The following is a 26,187-nucleotide window of genomic DNA, read 5'->3' as shown; positions in this document are numbered from 1 at the left end:
GAAGGCGCAAACATGGCAACGCAACAGATCCGTCCCGGCGTGGACAGTATCTCGCCGGAATTGAGCGCGCGGTTCGACGAACTCGACTTGTGGGACAATGCGCGCGATCTGGTGGAGGATGGCTACACGATCATCCAGGATCCCGCCGCTCACGCGATCACCGACGAGCTGCGCGAGGCGATCCTGCGGCTTTCGCAGACGTCGGATGCCGAAAACAAGGGGCGGCGCGCGGGGCTTTTGCTCGGCCGCGATCCGGTCTTTGCGAAGGCGGTCACGGTTCCGCGACTACTGGCGCTGGCGGAATTCCTTCTCGGGCGCGGGATGCTGCTGAGCCAGCTTCTGGGAACGATCCGGGGGCCGGGCGGCGGAAATCTGGGGCTGCACGCGGACAATAGCTGGTTTCCGGAGCCGTTTCCGTCGTGGGAAATCATGTGCACCGCCTGCTGGGTCACCGACGAGTTTACCGAAGAACATGGTGCGACGATGATCATTCCGGGGACGCACAAGCAAAAGCGCCATCCGCCGCGCGACGTCCGCAAGTCGCTGGAAGGCGCCCAGGCTATTGTGGCGCCGAAAGGATCGATCTGCCTGTGGGACGGGTCGGTGTGGCACGGCAATTATGCGCGCAAAACGCCCGGCGAACGGGTGGTGCTGCATACGACCTTCACGCGGCTGGGGATGCAGCCGATCGACGATTACAGCCATCTTGACGATGCATGGCTGGAACAGAATGCCTCCGAACTTCGCGGCCTCCTCGGCCGCGACCTTTTCTTCCATTCGACCACCGATACGAGCGGGCAGACGGATCAGGAAAAACTGCGCCATACCTACCGCTTGGTTCACGGCCCGCAGGGATATTGACCGGCTACGCCGTCAAGGAGACGAAATGAGCGATATCTGGAGTGGAAGCGCGGTGCCGTCGGCGGAGGCCTGCGTGACGGGACCGCTGCTGGAACGCCACGCGCGGGAAACGCCCGACAAGCCATTCGCGATCTTCGACGACGGCAGCAACTGGACTTATGCCGAAACGCTGACCATCGTCCGGAAATTGGCGGGCGGGCTTCGTGCGCTTGGCGTCGAGCAGGGCGATTACGTCAATGTCTGGCTGCCCAACGGGCGGGAAACGGTTGCGGTCTGGCTGGCGATCAACTGGCTGGGCGCAATCTATGTTCCGATCAACCTGGCGTATCGCGGCAATATCCTCGAACACGTAATCGCGAATGCGAATGCGCGGTTGATGATCGCGCAATCGGATCTTGTCGAACGGTTGCGCCCGATCGACCGAGCCCGCCTGGCCGATATTGTCGTGCTCGGAAATACGCCCGAGCCAATGGACGGCATACGCTTTCACGAATGGGAGAGTCTTGACGGGCCGCAGATCGCGGCGCCGGCACAGGTCATGCCGTGGGACGTACAGATGGTGATCTATACGTCGGGAACGACCGGCCCTTCGAAGGGCGTCCTCGTCACCTATTGTCACAGCTATACATCCGTCAACGCGGCGTTCGGCTATGTCGGGCCCGAGGATCGCTATCTCGTCGCGCTGCCGCTGTTCCATATTTCCGGCACCGGGGGCGTTCTGCTCGCGCTTTATGGAGGGGCGTCCTTTGCGCTGATCACGCAATTTTCGACCTCGAATTTCTGGCGTGTCGTACGCGAGACCGGGACCACCTGCCTTGTCCTTCTCGGCGTAATGGCTGCCTTTCTCGCCAAGGAGCCGCCGCGCGACGACGATCGCGATCATCCGCTGCGATCGGTCATGATGGTACCCTATACCGAGGATGCCGCCATCTTCGAAAGCCGCTTTGGGTGCGAAGTACGGACCTGCTTCAACATGACCGAGATATCGACCCCGCTGGTGGCCGAGCCGGGCGGCAATTTTCCGGTATCAAGCTGCGGCACGGTTCGCGCCGGGGTCGAGGCGCGGCTCGTCGATGCCCATGACATCGATGTGGTCGATGGCGAGATCGGCGAACTTATCCTGCGCTGCGACCGCCCCTGGTCGATGACGACCGGCTATCTCAACAATCCCGAGGCGACCGCAGCGGCCTGGCGCAATGGCTGGTTCCACACCGGTGACGCGTTCCGGCGGGACGAGGCGGGCAATTATTTCTTCGTCGACCGGATCAAGGATGCGATCCGGCGTCGCGGCGAGAATATCTCTTCCTTCGAGGTCGAGAGCGATGTCTGCTCGCACGCGTCGATCCGCGAGGCCGCCGCGATCGGCGTTCCAAGCCCCTTTGGCGAGGAAGACGTGATGGTCGTCGTGGCTCCCGCGCCGGGCGAAAAGGTCGATCCGCGAAAGCTCATCGAGTTTCTGGAGCCGCGCATGGCCGGCTTCATGCTGCCGCGCTATATCCGCACGATGGCCGATCTGCCGAAAACGCCGACGCAAAAGGTGCAGAAACACCTGCTGCGCGCGGAGGGAGTCACGACCGACACCTTCGACCGGCTCGCTTGATCGCCCGGTAATTATGAGGGGCCGCGGCGGCCCCTCTTTTCATCACCAACTGTCGATGAACGGGCGCTTTTTCTTGCCGGTTCGCACGGGGGCGGGAATGCTTTCGAGCCCCGCGACGATATGCGCCCGCGTTTCGGCGGGGTCGATCACTTCGTCGAAGTCGAAACCCATCGCGGTGCTGATCGCCTTGCCGTTTTCATAGGATGCGGCGACGCGCTGTTCGTACCAGCGCTGCCGCTCGTCAAGATCGGCGATCGCTTCCATCTCCTTGCGGTATCCCAGCTTCACTGCGCCCTCCAGTCCCATGCCGCCGAATTCGCCGGTGGGCCACGACAGGGTGAAAAAGGGCGCCTGGCTGTGACCGCCGACCATCGCCATCACGCCAAGGCCATAGCCTTTACGCAGGACGACGGAGAACAGCGGAACCGTCAGGTTCGGGCCGGTCACGAACATCCGGCAGCAATGCCGGATCAGCCCCGTCTTTTCGGCTTCCGGACCGACCATATTGCCCGGCGTGTCGGCAAGAACGACGATAGGAATGTCGAACGCGTCGCACAATTGCATGAATCGCGAGCATTTGTCCGCGGCATCGGCATCGACCGCGCCGCCCAGATATGCCGAGTTATTCGCGATGATGCCGACCGGGCGTCCCTCGATCCGCGCCAGCGCGGTGATCGCCGCGCGGCCGAATTTTTCACGAAGCTCGAGGACCGAACCGATGTCGGACAATGTCTCGATGATTTGGCGGACATCATAGGCCCGCAGACGATTTTCGGGGACCATGCCGCGTAGAAGCCGCTGGTCGGCAACCTCCCACGTGGGCAGGCGCCCCTGGAAATAGGACAGATATTTCTGCGCGATCCGCACGGCATCGGCTTCGTCTTCGGCCAGAATGTCGATGACCCCGCCCGCCGCCTGGACATCGGCCGGGCCGACCTCTTCCGGCGTGTAGATGCCGAGGCCGCCGCCTTCGATCAGCGCTGGGCCGCCGACGCCCATCGTCGTGTCCTTTGTCGCGATCACGACGTCGCAGCATCCCAGCAAAACGGCGGCGCCGGCGAAACAGCGACCGTTGGCGATCGCGATCTGCGGTACAAGCGCGCTCAGGCGACCTTGCAGCGCAAAGGCGCGCGTATTGAATATGCCGCCGCCGGCTGGCCGGTCGGTGTCGCCGGGGCGACCGCCGCCGCTTTCGGCAAACAGGATGACGGGAAGCTGCCAGCGCTCGGCCAATTCCAGCATTCGGTCCGTCTTTTCGTGATTCTTGAGGCCCTGTGTGCCGGCCTGGACCGTATAGTCGTATGACATCACGACGCAGCGCGACGCATCGGCGCCGAATATGTCGCCGTTGACCCGCCCGATCCCGGTGACCATGCCGTCGGCTGGCGTCGTGCGGACGAGGTGATCGACCGGATGGCGCAATCGTTGGCCCGCGATGACCAGCGAGCCATATTCGATGAAGCTGCCTTCATCGACGATGTCGGCGACGTTCTCCCGCGCCGTTCGATATCCGCGGGCCCGCCGCTTCGCGACGGCATCGGGGCGGGCGGCATCAAGCGTCAGCGCGCGGCGTGCCTGCAATTCGGCAAGGTCGGCGCGAATATGGTCGGGGTCGAAGTCCGCGCTGACCTCGATCGCCGACAGGCCGACATCGGCTTCCTCGAAGAACAGGATGGGATTGCCCTCCGATATAACGGCACCGACCGCGTGCGGCGATAGCCGGACATAGCCTGCGGTTGGCGCGGTGATGACATGTTCGAGTTTCATCGCTTCCATGATCGCGATCGGTTGGCCTGCGGCGACCGCCTCGTTCGCTTCCGTCAGCAGGGCGATGAGCGAGCCGGTCATCGGTGCCGCGATCGCGACCGTTCCGGCGGGTGCCTCCATCACGCGATCGGGCGACTGCGCTTCGTCGGCGGCGCTGAGCGACGGATCGGGTCTTAATTCGTCTGCACGTTCGAGAAGCAGACCCAGATTGCGCTCGATGAACAATGTGTCGAACGTCCCGCCCGCGACCTCGGGATGCTGCAATAGCGCCCGCAGAAAGGCGAGATTGGTGTCGATGCCGTCGATGGAAAACTCGCCGAGAGCGCGGTCGGTCAGCCGCGTCGCGCTCGCGAGACCTCCGGTCGGCGCGGTGGCGATCACCTTGGCGAGCAGGCTGTCGAAGCGGGGATTGGGCTGATATCCTTGGCTGCCGCAGTCGTCGACGCGCACGCCGGGCCCCGCCGGCACTTCGTAACGGCGGATGCGGCCTCCGGACGGCCGCGGCATTCCGTCCGCGCCTATCGTTTCCGCGTTCACGCGTGCCTGAATGGCAATGCCGCGCGGGGCTGGAATCCGATCCTGCAGCAGGTCGAGGTCGCGGAGCGACGCTCCATCTGCGAGCATCAACTGGATATTGACCAGGTCGAGCCCGGTAACGGCTTCGGTCACCGTATGCTCGACCTGCAGCCGGGCATTGGCTTCGATGAAGTAAAAGCTGCCGGTATCCAGATCGACGAGAAATTCCACCGTTCCGACGCCGCGATACTTCACGGCCCGGCCGATAGCGATGGCGGCATCGAACAGTCTGTGGCGCAGCGCCATGTCGAGACCGGGTGCGGGGGCCATTTCGACAATCTTTTGCCGCTGACGTTGCAAGCTGCATTCGCGGTCCCACAGATGGACGACGTCACCGGTGCCGTCGCCGACGATCTGGACCTCGACATGGCGCGCGCGGCCGACGAGCTTTTCGCAATAGACGGCGTCCGATCCAAAACCGGCGAGCGCTTCCGAACTGCAGCGCCGATGCGTGTCGGCGACCGCCTCGCGATCGTTGATCGGCCGCATGCCGCGCCCCCCGCCACCGGCCACAGCCTTGATCATCATCGGGCCGTGACGGTCGAAAAAGGCGAGCGCCTGTTCGACGTCGACCGGCCCGTCGCTTCCGGGCAGAACGGGAATCCCGGCCGCCAGTGCGATCGCGCGGGCCCTGGCCTTGTCGCCGAGCGACGCCAGCGTCGCGACCGTGGGGCCGACAAAGGCGAGGCCCGCCTCTTCACAATGCCGAGCAAGGTCAGCGGATTCGCTCAGGAAACCATAGCCGGGATGGACGGCGTCGCAGCCTGCTTCGCGCGCCGCGCCGACGACCGCCTCGACATCGAGATAGGCGGCGGGGCCAGTTCCGGGAAGCGCGACCGCCTCATCGGTCCTGCGGATGTGCAAGGCGTCGCCGTCGTCGGCGGAGTGGATGCCGACGGACAGGATGTCGCGAGCGGCTGCTGCGCGAGCGATACGAACGGCAATCTCGCCACGATTGGCTATGAACAGTTTCTGCATGATCTAGGCCGCCGTTTCGCGCGCGATCGTGTCGTGAAGCTGGCGCAAGACCGCCATCACCGGTTCCGACGCCTTGTGGTTTCCGACGCGGACCGTCATGCGCCCCTCGGCAATCATCGCGCGCCGGTGATCATTGGCCGCGTCCAGCATCTCCTTCGTGGCGCCGTCATAGATCAGCATCGCCCCAGGCAGCGCAGCCGCATGCTCGGCAACCAGCGCAAAATCGGCGTCAGGGTTGGGCGCATCGCTGAACCGAACCGCGCCGTCTTCGATCTGGGCGGCCCAGAAGCTGGTTCCTCCCTCGGGAGGAACGGAGGTAAAGGTTTCGGACAGCGAGAAATGATGGCCTGCCAGGCGGTCACTGCTGTCAGCGACCAGTTGTGCCAGCAGCTCCTTGATCCGTTCTATCCACCGTTGGTCAGCAAAATTCATCGTCATTCTTTCGATTCCAGTTCGTGCAGGATGCGGGCATGCTTGTCGCGGTCGAGGTCGTAGAACCACATGATCGACATCGCGATTGCGGTGAAAACGAGCATCATGGGGCCATAAAGAAGCGCCAGATGGACGGTGGCGTCGCGCGGCACGGCCTCGACCGCGACGCCTTGGGGGAAGCGGATCAGATCGAGCGCCACCCCGGCGAGCGCGCCGCCGAGCCCCAGCGCCGCCTTGCGCGTGAACGCGCTGACCCCGAACAGAAAGCCCTCGCTGCGGCTCTTGAACCGCAGCTCATACGCATCGGCGATGTCCGCGAGCATGGCGCCCGCGATCACCATCGCAGGGCCGCCGGCAAGCGATGCAAAGAATGCTGCAGCGGCGAGCAGGGCGGTCAAGGCTTCTGGGTTGTCGGGAGGGGTGAGGAGGCCTGTCTCTCGCAGACCTATCGGTGCCACGTTGAGCGCGACCGATAACACGACCGATGCCACATAGGCCGTGCGCTTGTCGAACCGGTCGGCCAGTGCGCGAGCAAACAGCGATCCCAGCATGAAGCCGAAGGCCGCGCCGAGGAACACCCACTGGATCCCCCATGTCGGCAGCTTCCAGTAGAAAGTGTTGACGTGCACCGCGAGGGCCGCCTGCACGCCGCCGAGGACATAGGAAATCAGGATCGCGATGAAGTAGATCGCGAAGGTGCGGAGCCGGAAAGCGTTGACGAGATTGCTCAGCATCGGTTCGTGAAACTGGCCGCGGCCTTGCGACCGCATCCGGGAATAATATTGCATTGCACGTTTTTGGGTTGTTGCGGCGGACACCAGAATCGCAATCAGCGCAATCACGCCGCAGGTCAGCGCGAGCGGGGGATAGGCCGCCTCGTTCAACTGCCCCTGCGGATATTCGGGGGTCGCGCGAAAGAATATGCTGAAAGCGACCGCAAGGACAATCAACCGCCCCGTAAACGCAAAGATATTTCTGTAGCCGGACACCGAAATCCGCTCGTCGAAATCGGTCGAAAGTTCGGCGCCGAGCGCCATGTGGGGGATGAAATAGAAGGATTGCATCAGCCGGCAGAAGGCGGTGAAGCCGAGCAACCAGAAAAACGTCCCCCATTGCCCGAGGCCTGCAGGCGGATCGAAGAGCATATAGAGGGCGAAAGCGAGCGGTATCGGCGCCAGATAGAGATAGGGATGCCGGCGGCCGAGCCGCGTAGCGGTCCGGTCGGACAATTGTCCGATCAGCGGGTCTGAAATGCCATCGAACAGCAAGGCGATCAGAAGCGCGAGGCCGACCAGCGAGCCCTGCAGCCCGATGACCTGGACATAATAGAAAAAGAGAAATGTCTCGAGCGTCGCGGTCTTCACGCCCTCGGCCATTTCGCCGAGGCCATATCCCAATTTCGTCCTGATCGAGAGCCGGTCGGCGCTCCTGTTATCGCGAGAATTCCCACCGATATAGGGCGAAGGCGCGGCATCGATGGCCGGGGGCAACCCCGGGACAGCTTCCTTCATCCTGCTCTCCACTTTTCACGCCCATCGATCGCGCGCGAATCTTATGGTAATACGTTACCAACGGCATGCCATCGCGCGATCGGCTAGTCAATGAGGTGGGTTGCAGGAGGTGAAACAGACGATATAGCGGCGGTGTTATGACGGATGTCGAAGACGGGGCGGGCCGGGGCGGCCATATGTTCGACAAGCGAGCTGCGACCTTGCTGGAAGCGGCGCAGGCTATTGTTCGCGAGACGGGAAACTTCGATCTGCCGATGCGGGCGCTGGCGGCGCGCGCGCAGGTCAGTCTGCGCACGCCCTATGAGGTGTTCGGGTCGAAGAACGGCATCATCCGCGCGCTGCTCAAATCGGAACAGGAAGAGTTCAGGGAGATCGTCAGAAATTACCGGTCCATCGACCGGCTCGAGATGTTCTTCGACCGGACGTTGCTCGGCATGGAGTTTTATGCGCGCGAGCAGCCCTTCTATCGGGCGCTGTTCCGGGCAACCCAGGCGTTTTCGGGCGGCGACGAAACCGAGCCCGCGCGCGAGATGCTGCCAATCTATGCCAATATGGTTCGCCGGGCGATCGAAGAGGGCTTCCTGCGCGATGATCTGGACATCACGAATATCGCCGAAATCCTTACTGACCTGTTTGCGGCGAACCTGCGCAACTGGGCGTCCAGCGATTTCGACATCTGGCTCGCCGGACAGAAAATCTGCTTTGGATTTTCGCTCGCGCTTGCCGGCGTCGCTATGCCGCAATGTGTCGAGCGGCTGCACATGAGCGCCCGGACTTACGACAAAGCGATTCAGGATTATCCCGGCGGAGCAGCGATCCCCGTCAGGTAATCCCGCGCTTCTGCCAGAATTCCGACCCGTGGACCTGGTCGTATGTCTTGCGCAGCAACTCGCGGTCGTTCTGTTTGAATGTCGGACTGCGTCCGAGGAAGATTTCCCGGCCCAGCAAGCGGGGGAGTTCGGGGTCCTTGCCGGCGAACCAATCCTCGCCCAGATGGTCGTAATTCTCGATCGGCTGCATGCCGATCCGCGTATACGTCATGTGCAGAACGACACGCTCGCCGGGGATCTGGCGTGGGTAATTGCCGTGCCATACCGATCCGTCCCACAGGCAGATCGCGCCCTTGGATGCGACGATGGGTTGCGCGCCTTCCGGCTCTGCGCGTTCTTCGGGCGATGGATGACGCTTCAGCTTGTGCGAACCTGGAACGACAAGCGTCGCGCCGGATTCCTCGGTGAACTCGTCGGTGACCAGGCAGGCCGTGCACATGATCTCCCATTCCGGGAAGGGTGCGGGAAACCAGCTATTGTCCGCGTGGAGACCGAGAGAGCCTTTTCCTGCGCGCCGGCGCGAGCCGGACAATTGCGAGAAAAGTGCGCCTTTGCCGAGCAGATACTCGACCAGTGTCAAAAGCTTTGGCGTCGATATGGCGTCGGCAAAGATGGGGTCCTCGCCCAATATCGTGAAACGCGTCGGGGCTTTTTCTTCATCTCCTGCCGCCACGGTGCGAATGATTGCCTCACGGACGTCATCGACAATCCGGTCGGTGCGCTCGTCGTGGAATATGGTGTATCCCCACCGGTCCAACTCGGCGACATTCTCCTCGAGCCCTTGTTCGATAATGCGGTCGTGCAGCTTTTGCATGGCATTTGATCTCCTCTGTCGGGAGATAGGTAACACGTTACCAATGCCGCGCAAGATGTTTTCTCTGTTGGCGCATGACGAAAGCGCGCTCCCACGCCGGCAAAATTCCGTGTGTGCGCAATGCCCGCAGTCTCAACACCCACTATTGACCCATCAGCTCATTGCTGTGCCGTCGATAGCGAGGTCCACTTCTCTCCGTTTCTGGACTGCGCGTTTCCCCTTGTGGATAGAAGACCGGATTTAGCGGCTTGCCGATTGCCCGCTGCCAACCTATATCTGCAATATGCCGATATCAGATCGGCATATTGTGGGATGTAAGATGACGGCGGTTGCACGAATTCAGGAGTTGCTTGGCGGCGAGGCGGTGACGGGACCGCTTCACAACGAACGGGATATCGTCCGCCTCGTGCGTCGCGGCGTGCCGACTCAGGCGGTAGAGCATTTTTTGGAAGCAACTGGGCTTCCGTTCAATCTGCTCGATCCCAAGGTCATCAACCTTCGAACCTTCAAACGGCGCAAGCAGGCTGCGCAGCCACTGGAACAGGACGAGTCCGATCGCTTGTTGCGCGTCGTCGGCATCGTTGCCGCGGCCGAGGAAGTATTCGGCAATCCCGACAAGGCACAGCACTGGCTGAACCGCAAGAACCGCGCTCTCGATGACGAGACGCCTCTCGCGATGGCCGATACCGACCGCGGCGCGCGTGCGGTTGAAGCCCTGTTGGGACGGATCGAGCACGGCATCGCTGCGTGATCGTCTATCGGCTCTGCAAGGCCGCCCATATCGCATTGGACGGGGAGGGCGCCCGTCTTTGGGGCGGGCGCTGGAACTCGGCGGGCCGGCCCATGATCTATACGGCAGCAACACCCTCTCTCGCGGTTCTGGAGATACTCGTGCATCTCGACCTGCCCGCCGAGTTGCTCCCCGATGATCTGCGTCTTCTGACTATCGAGGTTCCGGACGATGCGCCATCGTATCAGTTCGATGCCGATCCCGCCGACCATACCGCGTGCCTCACCCAGGGTGATGCCTTTCTCGTCAATGGAGAAGCATTATCTCTTCGGGTGCGAAGTGTCGTTGTGCCGCAGGAATGGAATATCCTGCTCAACGTCCGACACGCCGAGATGAGCCGGGTGACGATTATTGCGAACGAACCGTTCCAGTTGGACCCGCGTTTCATTCACTGAATCCCAGCTAGGCTCGGTTTCGGGGATCCTCCTATCAGCGAGGCACCGTCGCGCTTGGAGCGTGGACTGTGATAACAATTGTGGGCTGAACTCGATCCGGCAATGTGGGACGGCCAAGCCGACAATGTGCAGAGCGGTCGCTTATGTGCTGTCTCACTCCATCCCATTTGATGCTGAGCTGGTCGATAATGGGGCTATAAAGGGCCTCTGCAGCCCAAGAAGAGGTCGGTGATTTTGCTGGTAGATTGGCAATATTAAGAATATTCCTGTTTAAAAACAATTTGTTGATCTGGTATGCCGAATCCTGCTGCCCCTGCCAGGCCGGCGTCGCAAAGGGTCTCATGAGGACCCGGGACGTCCCACTCGTTGCAGCACAAAGTCTTCCGAAGAATGCGCCCGGAGGCGCCCAGGATTTTTGGGTTTCTTCTCCCAATCGCTAAACGCCGGGATTTCGAATCGCCAAGCGTTAGAAAATTTGGAGGCGGTTAGTGCCGGCGACGCTCGAATTAATGCCGCGGGTTCGAATCCTGAGGGCGAATTTCGACGTTCGAATGGCTGTTTTCGCCCGATCTGGTCCATGCAATCTGTCCGACCGCGACTGGAAAACTGCCGTTGTAAGGTCATGAAGCGGCCGCTGGTCGAGCGTGCTCGTTGCGATCGTCCAGATGCTTGCGGATCGTTTCGAACACTTCGTTTTCGGTCGGCTGGAGGATATGTGTTTCGACGAGCCGCCCGATCTCGGCTTCGCTCCTGCCCAGCCACTCGCGCACGATGTCGATGCTCTGCTCGCCCGCAAGCGGCGCCGGGCTCGAAGGGGAGCTGCTTTCGGACAGGAAGCGCGCCGTATGACGTTCGGAAATGACCGGCTCGGCCAGATACGGGTGCGCGTCGATGCGGAAGCTGTCGCGCTCGCGATAATAAGGAAAGCCGGACAAATCGGCGACGCGCAGCATGGGAGCCGCAGCGATTCCCTTCGCCTGAAGCCCCTTTGCCGCCGCCATTGCGTCCTGGTCTGCAACCGCCATGGCAATATCGGCAAGATCGCTTTCATCGCCATCGACCGTGACGACGCACCATGCATCGTCGCCGGCCGCGGGGAGAACGGCGGAGACCGGCTCGCTGCGGCCGCCGGGCGCGAGATAGGCGGCGAATTGTGCCAGCATCACCTCAGCCTGCGACACGCTCGCGCTGCCGCCGCGCCCCGTCCGTTCGCGCCGGATGAGCAGCGCCAGCGCTCCGAGGGCGCTGATGCGGCCGGCGACATGATCGGGATAGACCGTCACCGCGTCGCTGAAACTTTCAGGATCGCCCGGATAGCGCCACATATGGGTGAGGCCGGTGACGGCGCGCACAAGCGGTCCGTAACCGAGCCGCCTGGCCCAGGGGCCCGTCGGACCGAAGGCCGAGCTGTCGGTCATGACGAGACGCGGGTTGATCGCCGCAAGCGTCGCGGCATCGAGGCCGAGCGCGTCGAGCGTGCCCGGCTTGAAATTCGACAGCAGGACATCGGCTTCGCGCACCAGATCGAGAAAGAGCGCGCGACCCTCTGCCTGCCGCAGGTCCAGACCCAGGCTGCGCTTGTTGCGATGACCCGCCGCAAAGCTGACCGACAGACCATAGGGGAGATAGGATTGCCGCGATCCGTCGGGAAAGGCGGCGCTCTCGATCTTCACGACATCGGCGCCGCCGTCGGCGAACATCCGGCCGGCTTCGGCGCCGACGACGATGACGCCGAGGTCGAGAACCTTGAGACCCTCGAACGGACGTGCGATCTCGGCATTGCCCGGTGTCGGCGCTTCGCCCTCTACCCCTTCGCCGAACGGACCCATGCGAATGCCGTCGATCGTCAGCACGCCGTTCGCGACCAGCGCGCGTGTGCCATCGGGAAGGGCGACGTCGGTCATCGCCTGCCGCTCCGCGACCTGCTCGCTCGCGGCGAATTCCGCAAAACTCAACAGGCCCGCGATAGGAACGCCATGCGCCTGACCTTCGGCCTCCAGCTCGGCGCGGGTGCGTAACCGGAAGAAATCGGCAAGCGTGGCCTGCAATTCGGCCGATTGCTGCCGCGTGCTGATCTTCATGAATTCGGGGCCGGCAAACGGCTCCGGCTCTCCCATCCAGCGGAACATGCCCTGCCATTGTCGCGGGGCGAGGATGCAGATGCGGACCTGTCCATCGATGCAGGGAAAGATCGGATATTGGGTTCCCCTAGCGGGGCGGTCGCGCGAGAGAAGATGGACGGGGCGCCCCATCGTCGCGCTGCCGTTGACGCCGTATCCAGGGTCGAGCGCCTGCATCGCGCCGTCGAGCGCCGAAAAATCGATGCGGTCGCCGCGTCCCGAGCGCAACGCCTTGTACCAGGCGGCGAGGACGACATAGGCGCCCTGTGCCGCGGCGCACTGCCACGCGAGTTCGCCGGGCGGCAGCAGCGGCGGGCGGCCGCGAAGGCCCGATCGCGACAGGCTGCCCGATAGCGCGTGCAGCACGGCGTCGCTGGCTTTCCATTCGCTGAAGCTGTTGCCCGTTCCGAAATTGCTGACGTGCATCAGGACGAGCGCCGGATTGCCCGCCATCAGGGCGTCATGGTCGATCGCCGCCGAAGGGGGCGACACGATGATGTGCGCGCGGCGAAGTAGGCTTTCATCCGGGGCGCCGGAGTGGACGATCTTTCCGACATTGGCGGCAACGTCCGCAGCATCTCCCGTCGCGGCGACGAAGCGGTCGACGCGCGCGCCGAGTTCGGCCAGATAGCGCGTGATCGGCGCCAGCGGCCCCTCGACGAGATCGACGACGCGCAGCCCCGACAGCGGGCGATCGGCGCTCATGCCGGGTTGCGTGGAAATTGCGGCAGACCGGCGGGGATCTCGACCCACGGCAGCGCTGACGAGGTCCAGACGTGGATGGCGGGGACGAACCGGCCCGGATCGTCGGCGGTGCCCGCCTTGACGATCGCCACCTTGGGCGATGCCGCCGATAGCGAGCGGATCGGCGATCCGCACGTCGCGCAATATTGTCGCAGCACCGGCTGGCCGCTTTCGGTGTCGCGATCCTCCCACGTCGCGACGTCGCCCGTCATCTGCATCGCCTCGTCGCGGACGACAACATTGACCGAAAAGGCGCTGCCCGACTGGCGGCGACAATTGCTGCAATGGCATACGGCGATGGCGAGCGGATCGCCCGTCAGGCGGTATCGGACGGCGCCGCAATTGCAGCCGCCTTCGATTTCGGACATCGCTCGCTCTCCCATTTCGCTTTTCGTGCTTGCGCTTTTATCTAACGTCGTTAGTTTGTAAAGGCGCAGATGACAATGGAGCCGACAAGGATCGGCCGCACAAGAGGGCAGAGGCAGATGAGCGACGAATTTGCGATGACGATCGACGGCCGCGCGGTCGCCGCCAGGGCAGTGATCGATGTCCGCAACCCCGCGACGGGCGAGGTGTTCGCCTCCGCGCCCGATGCCGATGCCGCCGATCTCGACGCCGCGGTCGCTGCCGCGACGCGCGCCTTTCCCGCCTGGCGCGACACGCCGCTCGCCGAGCGCAAGGCCTGCCTCGTGAAAGCGGCCGAGGCGATCGAGGCGCATGCCGACGAACTCGCGACGCTGTTCGTGAAGGAACAGGGGCGGCCGTTTCCCGGCGCGAAGGCCGAAATCCTAGGTGCGGCGATGTGGATGAAGGCGACGACGATGCTCGACCTTCCCGTCGATGTCACCGAGGATTCGGATACGCGGCGGATCGAGGTCCATCATGTGCCGCTGGGGGTGGTGTGCGGCATCGTGCCGTGGAACTTCCCCGTACTGCTCGCCTCGTGGAAGATCGGCCCCGCGCTGATGGCGGGTAACACGCTGGTGCTGAAACCCTCGCCCTTCACGCCACTCTGTACCTTGCGTATCGGCGAACTCGTCCGCGACATCTTCCCCGCGGGCGTGATCAACATCATCAGCGGCGGCGACGCGCTCGGCCCGCTGATGACCGCGCATCCGGGCTTTGCGAAGATCAGCTTCACCGGCTCGACCGCGACCGGGCGCCGCGTGATGGAATCGGCGGCGAAGGATCTGAAGCGCATCACGCTCGAACTCGGCGGCAACGATGCCGCGATCGTGCTGCCCGACGTCGATGTCGACGCCGTCGCGGCGCAACTGTTCGAGGGCGCTTTCCACAACAGCGCGCAGGTCTGCGTCGCGACCAAGCGGCTCTATATTCATGCCGACATCTATGACCGTCTGCGCGACCGGCTGCACCAGCTTGCGAGAGACTTGCCCGTCGGCGACGGCGCGGAGCAGGGCAACCGCTACGGCCCGATCCAGAACGAGCCGCAATATCGCCGCGTCCTGGCCTTGCTCGACGATGCCCGTGCCAATGGGCTGACCTTGCTCGAAGGCGGTCGGGTTCCCGAGAAAGGCTATTTCGTGCCGCTGACCCTCGTCGACAATCCGCCCGAGGATAGCCGCGTCGTGGTTGAAGAGGCCTTCGGTCCCGTGCTGCCGCTGCTCAAGTTCACCGACATCGACGATGTCATCGCACGCGCGAACGACAGCGACTATGGCCTTGCGGGTGCGGTGTGGTCGGCCGACGTCGAGGCGGCGACGGCGATCGCGCATCGGCTCGACACCGGCACCGTCTGGATCAACCAGAATCTCCAATCGACACCCTTTACCCCGCTCGCAGGCGCGAAGCAGTCGGGTTTCGGGCAGGAAAATGGCGTTCCCGGCCTGCTAGAATTCACCCGGCCCAAGGCGATCTTCATTCCGAAAGCGGCCTGAGCCGATGCAACTCGGCGCGCAAGACGAAGCATTCCGCGAAGAGGTTCGCGCCTTCTTCGCGGCCGAACTCACGCCCGAGCTTCGCCGGGCCGGCAAGCTGATGACCAGCGTCTATGCGGACCATGAGTCGCAAATGGCATGGCAGGCGAAACTCCATGCGAAGGGCTGGGCGGCGCCTGCCTGGCCGACCCGATATGGCGGCTGCGACTGGAGTGTCGTCCAGCACCATATCTTCGCGAGCGAGCGCGTTCGCGCGGGCGCGCCGCCGGTGTCGCCGATGGGGATCAAGATGTGCGGCCCCGCGATCATCGGCTTTGGCACCGAAGAGCAGAAGGCCTTTTTCCTGCCGCGGATGCTGAGCGGCGAGCATGTCTGGTGCCAGGGCTATTCCGAACCCGGCGCCGGATCGGACCTTGCCGCGCTGCAGATGAGGGCGGTGCGCGACGGCGACGATCTCGTCTGCACCGGCACGAAGATCTGGACCACGCACGCCCATGTCGCGAACTGGATTTTCTGCCTCGTCCGCACGGCGAAGGGCGAACGCAAGCAGCAGGGGATCACTTTCCTGCTGATCGACATGACCTCGCCGGGGATCGAGGTGCGCCCGATCGTCATGGCGTCGGGCGAGCATATCCAGAACCAGATTTTCTTCGACGATGTCCGCGTTCCGGTCACCAACGTGCTCGGTGAAATCGACAAGGGCTGGACCGTCGCCAAATATCTGCTCGAATTCGAACGCGGCGGCAGCGCCTATGCGCCCGAGATCGATGTGGCGCTCGATGAACTGGCCGGGCAGGTCGCCGCGCAGCCCGCGGGGCATGCGCGCGCCTTGCTCGAAGTCCGCATGGCCGAGGTGCGTATCCGCTGCGATATTCTTGCGCGGCTCGAAAGCGACATTCTCTCACGGCTGTCGGCGGGCGCGCCGACCGGTGCCGATGCGTCGATGATGAAGATCCTCGGCACCGAATTGCAGCAGCGCGTCACCGAACTCACGCTCGACGCGGCGGGGCCGCTGGCACGGGCCTTTCAGCCCGGCGTCGCGATGCCCGGCGGGCCGATCCCCGGCCACGACCCCGACGATTATTGCAGCGGCGAGGTGTGGCAGGCGATTGCGCCGCTTCACTATCTCAACGAGCGCGCGAGCAGCATCTATGCCGGGACCAACGAGATTCAGCGGGGGATTTTGGCGAAGGCCGAACTGGGTCTCTGATCCGCGTGTCGCAACCCCGGTCTTCCGGCTTCCTTACGCCAGAGATATGCCACGCGAAGCCATGCTGGAATTTCCGACGTCAAAGCGCCTGTTGAAGGGATTTCCTTTGGGAGAAGGCGAAGATGAGGGTTTATTCTAATCGCCCAGCCAGTCGGTTGTGATCTTTCCCCTATGCCCCTCGGGCGCCAGCGCGGCGCGCAGCGCTTCCAGCAGAGGCGGCAGCGCCTGCGTGAAGGCGTAGGGCGGGTTGACGATAAAAAGGCCCGCGCCGTTATAGATGTCGGGCTGATCGCTATCGTACAACCAATGCTCCACCACCAGAAACTTCAGGATACCGAGCTTACGTAGCTGCGCCTTCCACCGCACATGCATTGCGCGGTCTTTCAGCGGATACCAGACCACCGTCACGCCATGCGCCCATTTGCGGCTGGCGGCTGCGAGGGTGGCGGTGATACGGGCGCGTTCATCAATCTGCTCGTACGGCGGGTCGACCACCACCACGCCGCGCGCGGTGCGAGGCGGCAGCATCGCCAGCCAAAACTCGTAGGCGTCGCGCTGATGCACGGCGGCGGAAGTGTCGCGCATCGCGCCGCGCAGGGCATGGGCGTCTTCGGGATGTTTCTCGTTCAGGATCAGAAAATCCTGCGGGCGCAGAAGCTGCGCCAGAAATCGCGGCGATCCGGGGTAGAGGCGCGGCTCTTCCTCTGCATTTACCGCCCGCACGGCGGCGCGATAGTCGTCCAGCAAGGGGTTTGGGTCGGCAAAGGCCCGCAGCACGCCCTGTGTAGCCTCGCCGGTGCGCTTCGCCTCCTCGCTGCCAAGGTCGTACAGCCCGCAACCGGCATGGGTGTCGATCAGGGTCAGCGCGCCCGGTTTTTGCTGCAGGGCCCGCACGAGGGCGATCAGCAGGCCGTGCTTTACGACATCGGCGCTATTGCCAGCATGGAAGCTATGGCGATAATTCATTGTAATTCAGAATCCCGGCGATCTGCCTTCATCGAACGGCCGGGCGCGGAACCTGCGCGCGAGGCGATGGAAGCAACCAATCCGGTGCCCGTATAGAGTCGGGCGGAAATCTTCAAAGCATTCTGCGCAAGGCCTCAAGCCCGCGTTAACGATCGTCACCAGCGGTGGAGTGGCCGCATGGGATATTCGATTGCGACGCTTCGACGTCCGCGTCTGTCAGTAGCGGACCTGCACCCGCCCAAACCCGATATCTTCGCCATTTCGACGCCTCGATCGTGGAATTAATGGGTCCTGACCCTAGATTATCTGAAACACTCCGGTCTTTGAAAACGCGGTATACGCCTCGGCACTTCGACGCATATTCTCCAGCATTGTTGGTAGTTCGTTCGCACTAAACCACTGTCCGTTATAAATTTCGAACGATGGTACGCAGACGCCTTAGCTAAGCGCCATATAGCGCGCGAGATGCGCGTCGCGCGTGCCATACTCGCTCTCGATCACCGTCAGCCGCTTGAACAGTGCCGATACCGGCAATTCCTCGGTCATTCCCATGCCGCCGTGCAACTGCACCGCATTCTGTCCGACGAAGCGGCCGGCGGCGGCGATGGTGACCTTGGCGGCGCTGACCGCCCTCGCGCGTTCCGCCCCGTCGAGGTCGAGCGCATCGGCGGCAAGGGCCGCAGCTGCCGCGGCGCGGCGCGCCTCGATATGCATATCGACCAACCGGTGCTGGACGACCTGAAAACGTGCGATGCTTTGCCCGAACTGTTCGCGCTGGACGCTATAGTCGCGCGTGTCGGCGATGAGGCGCGCCATGATCGCCGCGGCTTCGGCCGCAATGCCGGCCGCGCCGATGTCGCGGATTTGAGCGATGTCGTCGGGGTCGAGCGAGAGCCTGGCGCTGGGCGGCACGGTGACATCGTCGAGCAGCAGGTCGGCGGCGCGGCGTCCGTCGATCGTCGGATAGGCCTTCATCGCCAGCGCCTCGCGCGCGATCACGAAGGCCGCGGCGCCATCGTCCGTCGCGGCGGTGACGATCACCGCATCGGCTTCGGCCGCGCCGATGGCCAGCAGCTTGCCGCCCGACAAGCGCCAGCCCGCGGCGCCCGCTTCGGCGCGCGCGGGCTCGCGGTCGTCGATCCATGCGAAGGCGAGCTTCGCTTCGCCCGATGCGACGCGCGGCAGCCAATGCGCCGCATGGTCGCCGCCCGCACGGTCGAGCAAGGCGCCGGCGAGCAGCACGCATTCGAGATAGGGCAGAGCAATCCCGCGCGGACCGAGGATTTCGAGCACCGCAAAGCCGTCGCGCGGCGACAGGCCAAGTCCGCCATGGGTCTCGGCGAAGGGCAGGCCCAGCACGCCGGCATCGGCAAGCGCCTGCCAACCGTTCTCGCCGGATTTCAGCCGGTCGAATCGCGCATCGAGAGCGTCCCTATAGTCCATCTCAACCTGCTTTCGCTTGCGGCGCATCGCGCAGGATGATGTCGGCGGCGCGCCAGGCCATCGCCATCGTCGGCCCATTGGTATTGCCCGACGGAATCGCGGGCATCACCGAGGTGTCGATCACGCGCAGCCGCTCGACGCCGCGCACCCGGAGCGCCGGATCGACGACCGAATCCTTATCCTTGCCCATCCGGCAGCTGCCGACCGCATGATAGCCGCAGGTGCCGAAGCGATCATAGGCATCGAGGATTTCGGCGTCGGTACCGAACGCAGGCCCCGGCATCGTCTCTTCGGCGATCATGCCCGCGAGAGGCGCCTGTTTCGCATAGGCGCGCATCACGCGCACTGCGCCGATCATCGCGGCGCGATCCTCTTCGGTTGCGCGATAATTGGGCTTGAAGCTCGCCGCGACATCAGGGTCGCGCGTCGCGATATGGATGCTCCCGCGCGAAGTGGGGCGCAGCGGATAGATGACCGCGTTCATGCCCGGATGCTTCTCGAGCTGCGTGCGCTGCGTCGCCATGTCGAAACTGAAGGGCGCGATCAGCATCTGGGCGTCGGGACGGTTCAGTCCTGGCCGCGTCTTGAACCAGCCACCGATTTCATAGGCGGCGGCCGACATCGGCCCGTCGCCGGTGAGGTAATATTGCAGCGTCGCGAGCAGCAGGCGCCAGCCGCCGAAGACGCGGTTCTGCGACAGCGCCTCCTTCGTCAGCTTCCATTGCATGATGATGCCGCGATGCTCGATCAGCCCTTCGCCGACCTGGGGGTTGTGATGGACGAGCGGGATGTCGAGCGCGGCGAGGCGGTCCTGGTCGCCGATGCCCGAACGTTCGAGGATCGCCGGGCTGGCCATCGCGCCGCCGCAGACGATGATCTCGTGCGCCGCGTCGATCGTTTCGCGCACACCGCCATGGACGACCTCGACCCCAACCGCGCGCGAGCCGTCGAAGATCACGCGGTCGACGGTGCGGTCGGTCAGCACGGTCAGATTGGGCCGCTTTTCGGCCGGACGCAGAAAGGCCTGCGCGGCGCTCTGGCGCTTGCCCTTCCAGATCGTGCGCGGGGCATAGCCGATCGCGACCTGGTCGTCGGGCGCGTTGACGTCGGGCTTGTTGGTCCAGCCCATTGCCTCGCCCGCCGCGACCTGCGCATCCGAAATCGGCAGCCGCTGCGTCGGCATCGATATTCTCATCGGCCCCGCATCGCCGCGCGTCTCGGCGGCGCCGAGCTCATGGCTTTCGAAGGCGCGATAGGCCGCGCCGATATGCGTCCAGCTCCAGTCGTCGCTCGATTTCTCCGCGATCGCGTCGAAATCGGCGGGCTGGCCGCGCACATACATCATGCCGTTGACCGACGACGACCCGCCGAGCACGCGCCCGCGCACCCAGGCTTCGGACTGGCCCGCGGTCGACGCTTCGGGCTCGCTCATATGAACCCAGAGGTGCTTCGGATCCTGCATCACCTTTGCAAGTCCCTTTGGCATCGAAATGAAGGGATGGCGATCGCGCGGCCCCGCTTCGATCAGCGCGACTCTGATCGCCGGATTCTCCGACAATCGATAGGCGAGAACGCACCCCGCCGCGCCGGCCCCGCAGATGACATAGTCGAAATCCATCCTCATGATCCCTCGATTCCGGCCGCTTTTGCAGCGCTCTCGCAGTCCTCATAAAAAACTATTGTCATTAGGTAAAGGGTGGAATAGGCTATGCCCGACAATAAGGAGAGGAATCTGCAAATGAGCGATGTTGCAGACATTGCGCGGCCCGCCCGCAAGCTGACGACTTTGGCCAACCTGACGCCCAGCCAGATCGCGGCGATCCGCAAGATCCCGGCCGAGAAGGACGCGGTCGTGGTCCCCTTCGGTGCGACGCGCCCCAATGCGATCTTCACCGGGCGCGAGCGATTCGATCTCGAACAGGAAAAAATCTTCCGCCGCTATCCGGTTCCGGTCACCGTGTCGGCGCTGCTCGAACCCGGCAGCGTCGTCGCGAGCGACAGCTATGGCTTTCCGATGCTCGTTTCGCGCACTCGCGACGGCACGATCAAGGCCTTCGTCAACGCGTGCCAGCACAAGGGGTCGAAGATCATCGAGGATTGCGCGGTCCACAAGCAGGGACGCATGACCTGCCCCTATCACGCCTGGACCTATGGCATCGACGGCAAGCTGATCGGCGTGTCGCGTAGCGAGGCCTTTCAGGATCTCGACAAGAGCAAGCGCGGACTCGTCGAGCTCGAAGCACGCGAATGGGGTGGCATCGTCTATGTCCAGCTCAATCGGGATATCCCGGCCGACTGGTCCAACTTATCCGAACAGGTCGCCGAGGATTTTGTCGCGCTCGGCATAGCGTCGGCGCATGTCTACGGCCGCAAGACCTTCGACCTCAAGGCGAACTGGAAAGTGGTGCTCGAACCCTTTCTCGAAGGCTATCATGTCCAGCGACTGCATGCGGCGTCGATCGGCGACAAGTTTCAGGACGCCCCCAATATCGTCGACATGTTCGGGCCGAATATCCGGCAGGTGTCGGGGCGCATCGGCTATGTCCCCGAAATGCTCGACGAGGATCCGGCGGCGAACGTCCACAAGCTCATCACCCACGCCTATACGGCTTTCCCGAACTGCGTTCTGGTGACGAGCCAATATTATACCAGCGTCATGCTGTTGATGCCGCGCGCTCCCGACCGCACGACGGTCGAATATTTCATGCTGACACCCGAGGCCGCATCGACTCCCAAGGCCGAGGAGGTGTTCGCGCGCTCCTATGAGCTGATCCTCGGAGTCTTCGGCGGCGAGGATTTCCGGGCGGCCGAGATCAGCCAGCAGGGCCTGGGCGCCGGCGTGCCGGAGGAAACCGTCTATTGCGGGCTCGAGACGAACATCGTGCGCTATTATGAAGCGATCGAAGCACTTCTGTGATCGTTGAACCGGCGGCAGACCGGATGGAGAGGGACTAATGGCGCAGACATTGTCGAGCGCGATCGCCTGGTGGGCGCGGATGCGGCCCGAGCAGCCGGCCGTGGTGCTGGGTGGCGACCGGCTGAGCTATGCGGATTACAAGGCGTGGTCGGATCGCGTGGCCGCGATGCTGGAGGCCGATGGGCTGAAGCCCGGCGACCGCGTCGCGATCTGCTCGACGAACAGCCTCGCCTATTGCGCGCTGATCATGGGGATCATCCGTGCGGGCGGGATCGTCAATCCGGTCAATTTCCGCTTCACCCCGCGCGAAATTCGCGAACTTTGCGAGACGACCGAGCCGCGCTTCGCCTTCGCCGCGCCCGACTTTGCGGCCAATGTCGCCGCTGCGGGTCTGACGCCCCGGCCGATGGCCGAGGTCGAGGCCCTGCGTCACGGCGCCCCCGCTTCGCCCGCGCATGATCCGGCGCCCGATGCCCCGGTCGTCATCATCGCGACGAGCGGGTCGACGGCGAAGCCGAAGGGCGTCGTCTTCACCAACCGTTCGATGACTGCCTATGCCGCCTGCTGGTCGCTTGAGGAGCCGTCCTCTTCGGCGGGCGCGCGGATCATCAGTCTTGCGCCGCTCAACACCTCGGCGGGCTTCGTCCAGCTCGTCCACTATACGACGCAGGGCTGCACCATCTTCATGGAACCTGCCTTCGTTCCCGACGCGATCCTGCGATTGATCGAGGACGAGAAGATCAACTGCTTCGGTGCGGTACCGACCTTCTTCGAGGCGATCGCGCGCTGCCCCGGTTTCGCCGACGCCGACCTGTCGTCGATCCGTCTGGCCACCGCCGGCGGCGCGCGCGTCAGCCGGCAACTTCTCGATAGCTGGAAGGCGAAGGGGATCACGATCCGCCAGATCTACGGCCAGACCGAGGTCGGCGGCAACGTCACGATGATGCCCGAGCATCTGGCGATGGACGAGCCCGAGAAATGCGGCTGGGGCGGCATCTTCATGGAGGTGCGCGTGCTGCGCCCCGACGGCAGCCCCTGCGACCCCGGCGAGCCGGGCGAGATCGTCATGCGCTCGCCGGGCATGATGCAGGGCTATTGGCGCAACCCGCAAGAGACGGCGAAGGCAATCCGCGACGGCTGGCTCTGGTCGGGCGACATCGGGATGCTCGACGAGCGTGGCCTGCTGACCTTCGTCGACCGGATGAAGGATCTGATCATCTCGGGCGGGCTCAATATCTCGGCCGCCGAGGTCGAGCGGGTGGTGTGCGAATTTCCCGGCATCGTCGAGGCGCTGGCGATCGCCGCGCCCGATCCCAAGTTCGGGGAGACGCCGTTCGTCGTCTATCATGGCGCGGCCGAGGTCGACGTCGCGGCGCTGATCGATCACTGCAACACCAATCTCTCGAATTACAAGGTGCCGCGCTACGTCGCTTTTTCGGCCGACCCGCTGCCGCGGCTGGCCACCGGAAAATTGTCCAAACCCGCGGTGCGCGAGCTTTATGCCCGCGCCCACGAGACGATGGAGCGCGTGCGATGAGGAGCCCGACATGACTGCCCTGGACCACGCCGCCCCGTCGGTGCCGCCGCACATCCCGGCGCATCTCGTCTTCGATTTCGACATCTATGCCGATCCGCGCATCGGCGAGGATGTGCAGGGAACTTACGCGGCTGCGCTTGCCGATGCGCCCGACATCTTCTGGACGCGGCGCAACGGCGGACACTGGATCGTCAAGAGCTTCGATGCGATCAGCAGGATTGTTCTCGATCCCGAGCATTTCTCGGTGCGCGAGATGCAGATTCCGCGCGTCGAGAATCCGCCCTTCTTCATCCCGCTCAGCCTCGATCCGCCCGAGAATCTGCCCTATCGCAAGGCGATGATGCCGATGTTCGGGCCAACCGCGATCAAGGCGCTCGAACCGCGCATCCGCGAATGGGCGGTCGAACTGGTCGAGGGCGTCGCCGCGAAAGGCGCCTGCGATTTCCAGGCCGATGTGGCGAAGCTGTTCCCCGTCAGCGTCTTCATGGAACTGATGGGCATGGACCTGTCGCGCCTCGGCGATTTCCGCGCGCTGGCCGAAGCCTTTTTCTCGGCCCAGAACGACGAGGCCGAGATGGGGCGGCTCAGCGCCGCGATCCTCGGCGAGATGAAGGCGCTGATCGACGCGAAGAAGGCGGCGCCCGACGACAAGCTGATGTCGCATTTCATCGCCGTCGACGTCGGCGGGCGCACGATGAGCGACGACGAAATTCTGGCGATGAGCTTCGTCCTCTTTCTCGGCGGCATGGACACGGTGACCAACGTCACCGGCTTCGCCTTTCAGCAGCTCGCGCGAATGCCCGACGTGCAGGCGCGGCTGGCCGCCGACCCGTCGCTGATTTCCGCTTTCGTGAACGAAGCCCTGCGCCTCTATGGGGTCGTCAACACGCCCCGGCTCGTGGTGAAGGATCAGCAGATCGGCGAAGCGCAATTCCGCGAGGGCGAGATGGTGCTCAACATCCTTTGTCTCGGCAGCCGCGATCCCGCGAAATATGACGCGCCCGGCCTCTTCGATCTCGACCGCAAGAACAGCGCGCACCTGACCTTCTCGTCGGGGCCGCACCTCTGCGTCGGACACGTCCTCGGCCGCGCGGAGCTGCGCATCCTGACCGAGGAGTGGGTGAAGCGCATCCCTGCCTTCCGCGCGACGCCGGGCGAATGCCATGCTTTTCGCATCGGCACGGTGATGGCGCTCGAAACGCTGCCCCTCGAATGGACGGCGGCGGTTTGAGATGAATATCAACGACGGCGCCGATGCGCCCTACTGGAACGGATTGGCCGATGGGGTGCTGCTGCTCCCGCGCTGCGGCGGCTGCGGCGAATGGTTGTGGCCCGCATTGAGCCGCTGCGGGACGTGCGGCAGCGAAGAGATCCAATGGACCGAGCGGGCGATGGCGGGCACCATCTTTTCCTGGACCCGGACGTGGCACCGCTTCGGCTTCACCGAAAGCCTCGACCTGCCGTTCGTCTCGATCGTCGCGACGGTCGACGATTGCGGCATCCGCTTGCTCGGACGCCTCGACGATCCCGACCAGATCGACCCGCTGATCGGCGAGGCGATTACGGGCCGGATCGGCGCGACGCGCGTCGAAGGCCGCGACATTCCCACGATCATCTGGAGCCGCGGCTGATGCATCCGCTTTATGGAACCACCGCAGTCGCGGGCATCGGAATGCGCCAGTATCGGCGCGGCGCCTCGCCGCTGCCCGAGCAGGGCGTGCTGGCAGAGGCGATCCGCGCCGCCTGCGCCGATGCGGGCTTCGATCCGGCCGAAGTCGACGGCTTCGTCTCCTACGGCGACGACAAGAACGAGCCGGTGCGGCTGATGCCGGCGCTCGGCACGCGCGAGCTCAAATGGTCGAGCGTCGTCTGGGGCGGGGGCGGCGGCGGTGTCGCCGGCGCCTTCGGGCTCGCCGCGGCGGCGATTCTGTCGGGGCAGGCGAGCGCGGTCGTCATCTTCCGCGCCCTGGTCGAGGGATCGAGCGGGCGCCTGTCGGCGGCGGTGATGGCGCACCATCTCAACGATCATATGCTCGCGGCGGGGATCGTCGCGCCGGCGCAGGTCTGCGCGATCCGTGCCAACCGCATGTACGAACATCATGGCGTGCCGCGATCGGTCGCCGAGGAACTGGTCCGCGCCTCCTATTATCACGGATCGCGCAATCCCGAGGCGGTGGCCTATGGGACCGAACTCGATCTGGAAGAGATGCGGAGTTCGCGCTGGATCGCCGAACCGTTCCGCCTGTTCGACTGCAGTCGCGAGAATGACGGCGCCGCCGCGTTCCTGATGGTGTCGGCCGCGCGCGCGCGCGACCTGAAGAAGCCGCCCGTCTATCTGCTCGGCTGCGCAAACGGCGCCGAAAAAGGGTGGGGGGATCTGCTCGAGAATGACGACGAAGCGCTCTATCCGACCGCGGGTTTCCGTCCGATCGCGCGGCGGCTCTATGCCGAGACAGACTTGTCGCCCGCCGACATCGACGTCGTCCAGCTTTATGAGAATTTCAGCGCGCAGGGCGTCGCTTCGCTGATCGACCACGGTTTCTGCACCTATGAGAATGTCGCCGAGGTCGTCCGCTTCGACAATCTGATCGCGCCGACGGGCACGCTGCCGGTGAACACCGGCGGCGGCAATTTCGCGCAAGGCTTCATCCACGGCATCGGCACCGCCTATGAGGCGGTGAAGCAATTGCGCGGCGAGTCCGCCAATCCGGTGCCCGGCGCCCGGACATGCCTGCTCGCAGGCGGCCCCGGCGCGCCGACCGTCAGCTCGGCGATCTTCGGAAACGAGGTGCCGTGAA

21 protein-coding genes are annotated in these 26,187 nt (G+C 64.1%); 12 read left to right on the top strand and 9 right to left on the bottom strand.

What is annotated here, in order from left to right; translation table 11 throughout:
- Positions 1-12: 12 nt before the first annotated feature.
- Together NP825_RS12965 and NP825_RS12960 are read left to right on the top strand one after the other, a co-directional pair.
- On the top strand, positions 13-861 hold the full coding sequence (locus NP825_RS12965) for a phytanoyl-CoA dioxygenase family protein (RefSeq protein ID WP_257544075.1): 849 nt from the start codon (positions 13-15) through the stop codon (positions 859-861).
- Between the two features lie 25 nt (positions 862-886).
- Positions 887-2,461, top strand: a complete 1,575-nt coding sequence (locus tag NP825_RS12960; RefSeq protein WP_257544073.1) for an AMP-binding protein — start codon at positions 887-889, stop codon at positions 2,459-2,461.
- 42 nt (positions 2,462-2,503) lie between these two features.
- On the opposite strand, the gene NP825_RS12955 is transcribed toward NP825_RS12960, so the two are convergent.
- The 3 genes from NP825_RS12955 to NP825_RS12945 are packed head-to-tail and all read right to left on the bottom strand — an operon-like array spanning position 2,504 to position 7,725.
- On the bottom strand, positions 2,504-5,782 hold the full coding sequence (locus NP825_RS12955) for a carboxyl transferase domain-containing protein (protein WP_257544071.1): 3,279 nt from the start codon (positions 5,780-5,782) through the stop codon (positions 2,504-2,506).
- Positions 5,783-5,785: 3 nt separating this feature from the next.
- Positions 5,786-6,220, bottom strand: a complete 435-nt coding sequence (locus tag NP825_RS12950; RefSeq protein WP_257544069.1) for a hypothetical protein — start codon at positions 6,218-6,220, stop codon at positions 5,786-5,788.
- On the bottom strand, positions 6,217-7,725 hold the full coding sequence (locus NP825_RS12945) for an MFS transporter (RefSeq protein ID WP_257544067.1): 1,509 nt from the start codon (positions 7,723-7,725) through the stop codon (positions 6,217-6,219). The genes NP825_RS12950 and NP825_RS12945 overlap by 4 nt, the downstream gene beginning before the upstream one ends.
- Positions 7,726-7,862: 137 nt before the next feature.
- Here NP825_RS12945 and NP825_RS12940 point away from each other — a divergent pair, with 137 nt between their 5' ends.
- Positions 7,863-8,555: a TetR/AcrR family transcriptional regulator gene (locus NP825_RS12940; RefSeq protein ID WP_257544065.1), complete on the top strand. Its 693-nt coding sequence runs from the start codon at positions 7,863-7,865 to the stop codon at positions 8,553-8,555.
- Here the strand turns inward: NP825_RS12940 and NP825_RS12935 are convergent.
- On the bottom strand, positions 8,548-9,369 hold the full coding sequence (locus tag NP825_RS12935; RefSeq protein WP_241940809.1) for a phytanoyl-CoA dioxygenase family protein: 822 nt from the start codon (positions 9,367-9,369) through the stop codon (positions 8,548-8,550). The genes NP825_RS12940 and NP825_RS12935 overlap by 8 nt on opposite strands.
- Positions 9,370-9,688: 319 nt before the next feature.
- On the opposite strand from NP825_RS12935, the gene NP825_RS12930 reads away from it, so the two are divergent.
- The gene (locus NP825_RS12930; protein WP_257544059.1) at positions 9,689-10,120 is read left to right on the top strand and encodes an antitoxin Xre/MbcA/ParS toxin-binding domain-containing protein; all 432 of its coding nucleotides are present in this window, start codon (positions 9,689-9,691) and stop codon (positions 10,118-10,120) included.
- Complete coding sequence (locus tag NP825_RS12925; protein WP_257544057.1) at positions 10,117-10,554, top strand: RES family NAD+ phosphorylase; 438 nt, start codon at positions 10,117-10,119, stop codon at positions 10,552-10,554. The genes NP825_RS12930 and NP825_RS12925 overlap by 4 nt, the downstream gene beginning before the upstream one ends.
- Positions 10,555-11,174: 620 nt before the next feature.
- Here NP825_RS12925 and NP825_RS12920 read toward each other — a convergent pair.
- Positions 11,175-13,379 carry a CoA transferase gene (locus NP825_RS12920; protein WP_257544055.1) on the bottom strand — a complete coding sequence of 735 codons (2,205 nt, stop codon included), beginning with the start codon at positions 13,377-13,379 and terminating at the stop codon, positions 11,175-11,177.
- On the bottom strand, positions 13,376-13,786 hold the full coding sequence (locus NP825_RS12915; RefSeq protein ID WP_257544053.1) for a GFA family protein: 411 nt from the start codon (positions 13,784-13,786) through the stop codon (positions 13,376-13,378). The genes NP825_RS12920 and NP825_RS12915 overlap by 4 nt, the downstream gene beginning before the upstream one ends.
- Before the next feature lie 117 nt (positions 13,787-13,903).
- On the opposite strand from NP825_RS12915, the gene NP825_RS12910 reads away from it, so the two are divergent.
- Together NP825_RS12910 and NP825_RS12905 are read left to right on the top strand one after the other, a co-directional pair.
- The gene (locus NP825_RS12910; protein WP_257544051.1) at positions 13,904-15,316 is read left to right on the top strand and encodes an aldehyde dehydrogenase family protein; all 1,413 of its coding nucleotides are present in this window, start codon (positions 13,904-13,906) and stop codon (positions 15,314-15,316) included.
- Between the two features lie 4 nt (positions 15,317-15,320).
- Entirely contained in the window at positions 15,321-16,526 is a 1,206-nt protein-coding gene (locus NP825_RS12905) for an acyl-CoA dehydrogenase family protein (protein ID WP_257544049.1), read from the top strand.
- 135 nt (positions 16,527-16,661) lie between these two features.
- Here NP825_RS12905 and NP825_RS12900 read toward each other — a convergent pair whose 3' ends face one another.
- From NP825_RS12900 to NP825_RS12890, 3 genes are all read right to left on the bottom strand, one after another.
- Positions 16,662-17,492, bottom strand: coding sequence for a 23S rRNA (adenine(2030)-N(6))-methyltransferase RlmJ (locus NP825_RS12900; protein WP_257544047.1), 831 nt, complete (start codon positions 17,490-17,492; stop codon positions 16,662-16,664).
- 438 nt (positions 17,493-17,930) lie between these two features.
- The gene (locus tag NP825_RS12895; RefSeq protein ID WP_257544044.1) at positions 17,931-18,935 is read right to left on the bottom strand and encodes an acyl-CoA dehydrogenase family protein; all 1,005 of its coding nucleotides are present in this window, start codon (positions 18,933-18,935) and stop codon (positions 17,931-17,933) included.
- Between the two features lies 1 nt (position 18,936).
- The gene (locus NP825_RS12890; RefSeq protein ID WP_257544042.1) at positions 18,937-20,553 is read right to left on the bottom strand and encodes a GMC family oxidoreductase; all 1,617 of its coding nucleotides are present in this window, start codon (positions 20,551-20,553) and stop codon (positions 18,937-18,939) included.
- A gap of 120 nt (positions 20,554-20,673) precedes the next feature.
- Here NP825_RS12890 and NP825_RS12885 point away from each other — a divergent pair, with 120 nt between their 5' ends.
- The 5 genes from NP825_RS12885 to NP825_RS12865 are packed head-to-tail and all read left to right on the top strand — an operon-like array spanning position 20,674 to position 26,186.
- On the top strand, positions 20,674-21,852 hold the full coding sequence (locus tag NP825_RS12885) for an aromatic ring-hydroxylating dioxygenase subunit alpha (RefSeq protein ID WP_257544040.1): 1,179 nt from the start codon (positions 20,674-20,676) through the stop codon (positions 21,850-21,852).
- Between the two features lie 37 nt (positions 21,853-21,889).
- On the top strand, positions 21,890-23,389 hold the full coding sequence (locus NP825_RS12880; protein ID WP_257544037.1) for a class I adenylate-forming enzyme family protein: 1,500 nt from the start codon (positions 21,890-21,892) through the stop codon (positions 23,387-23,389).
- Positions 23,390-23,399: 10 nt separating this feature from the next.
- Positions 23,400-24,620: a cytochrome P450 gene (locus NP825_RS12875; RefSeq protein ID WP_257544035.1), complete on the top strand. Its 1,221-nt coding sequence runs from the start codon at positions 23,400-23,402 to the stop codon at positions 24,618-24,620.
- A gap of 1 nt (position 24,621) precedes the next feature.
- Positions 24,622-25,020, top strand: coding sequence for a Zn-ribbon domain-containing OB-fold protein (locus tag NP825_RS12870; RefSeq protein WP_257544033.1), 399 nt, complete (start codon positions 24,622-24,624; stop codon positions 25,018-25,020).
- On the top strand, positions 25,020-26,186 hold the full coding sequence (locus NP825_RS12865; protein ID WP_257544031.1) for a transporter: 1,167 nt from the start codon (positions 25,020-25,022) through the stop codon (positions 26,184-26,186). The genes NP825_RS12870 and NP825_RS12865 overlap by 1 nt, the downstream gene beginning before the upstream one ends.
- Position 26,187: the final 1 nt, after the last annotated feature.

This window comes from Sphingopyxis sp. DBS4 (genome assembly GCF_024628865.1).
GTDB lineage: Bacteria > Pseudomonadota > Alphaproteobacteria > Sphingomonadales > Sphingomonadaceae > Sphingopyxis.
Note: the sequence above shows the minus strand (reverse complement) of the source record. Positions and strands in the feature narration are given on the sequence as shown.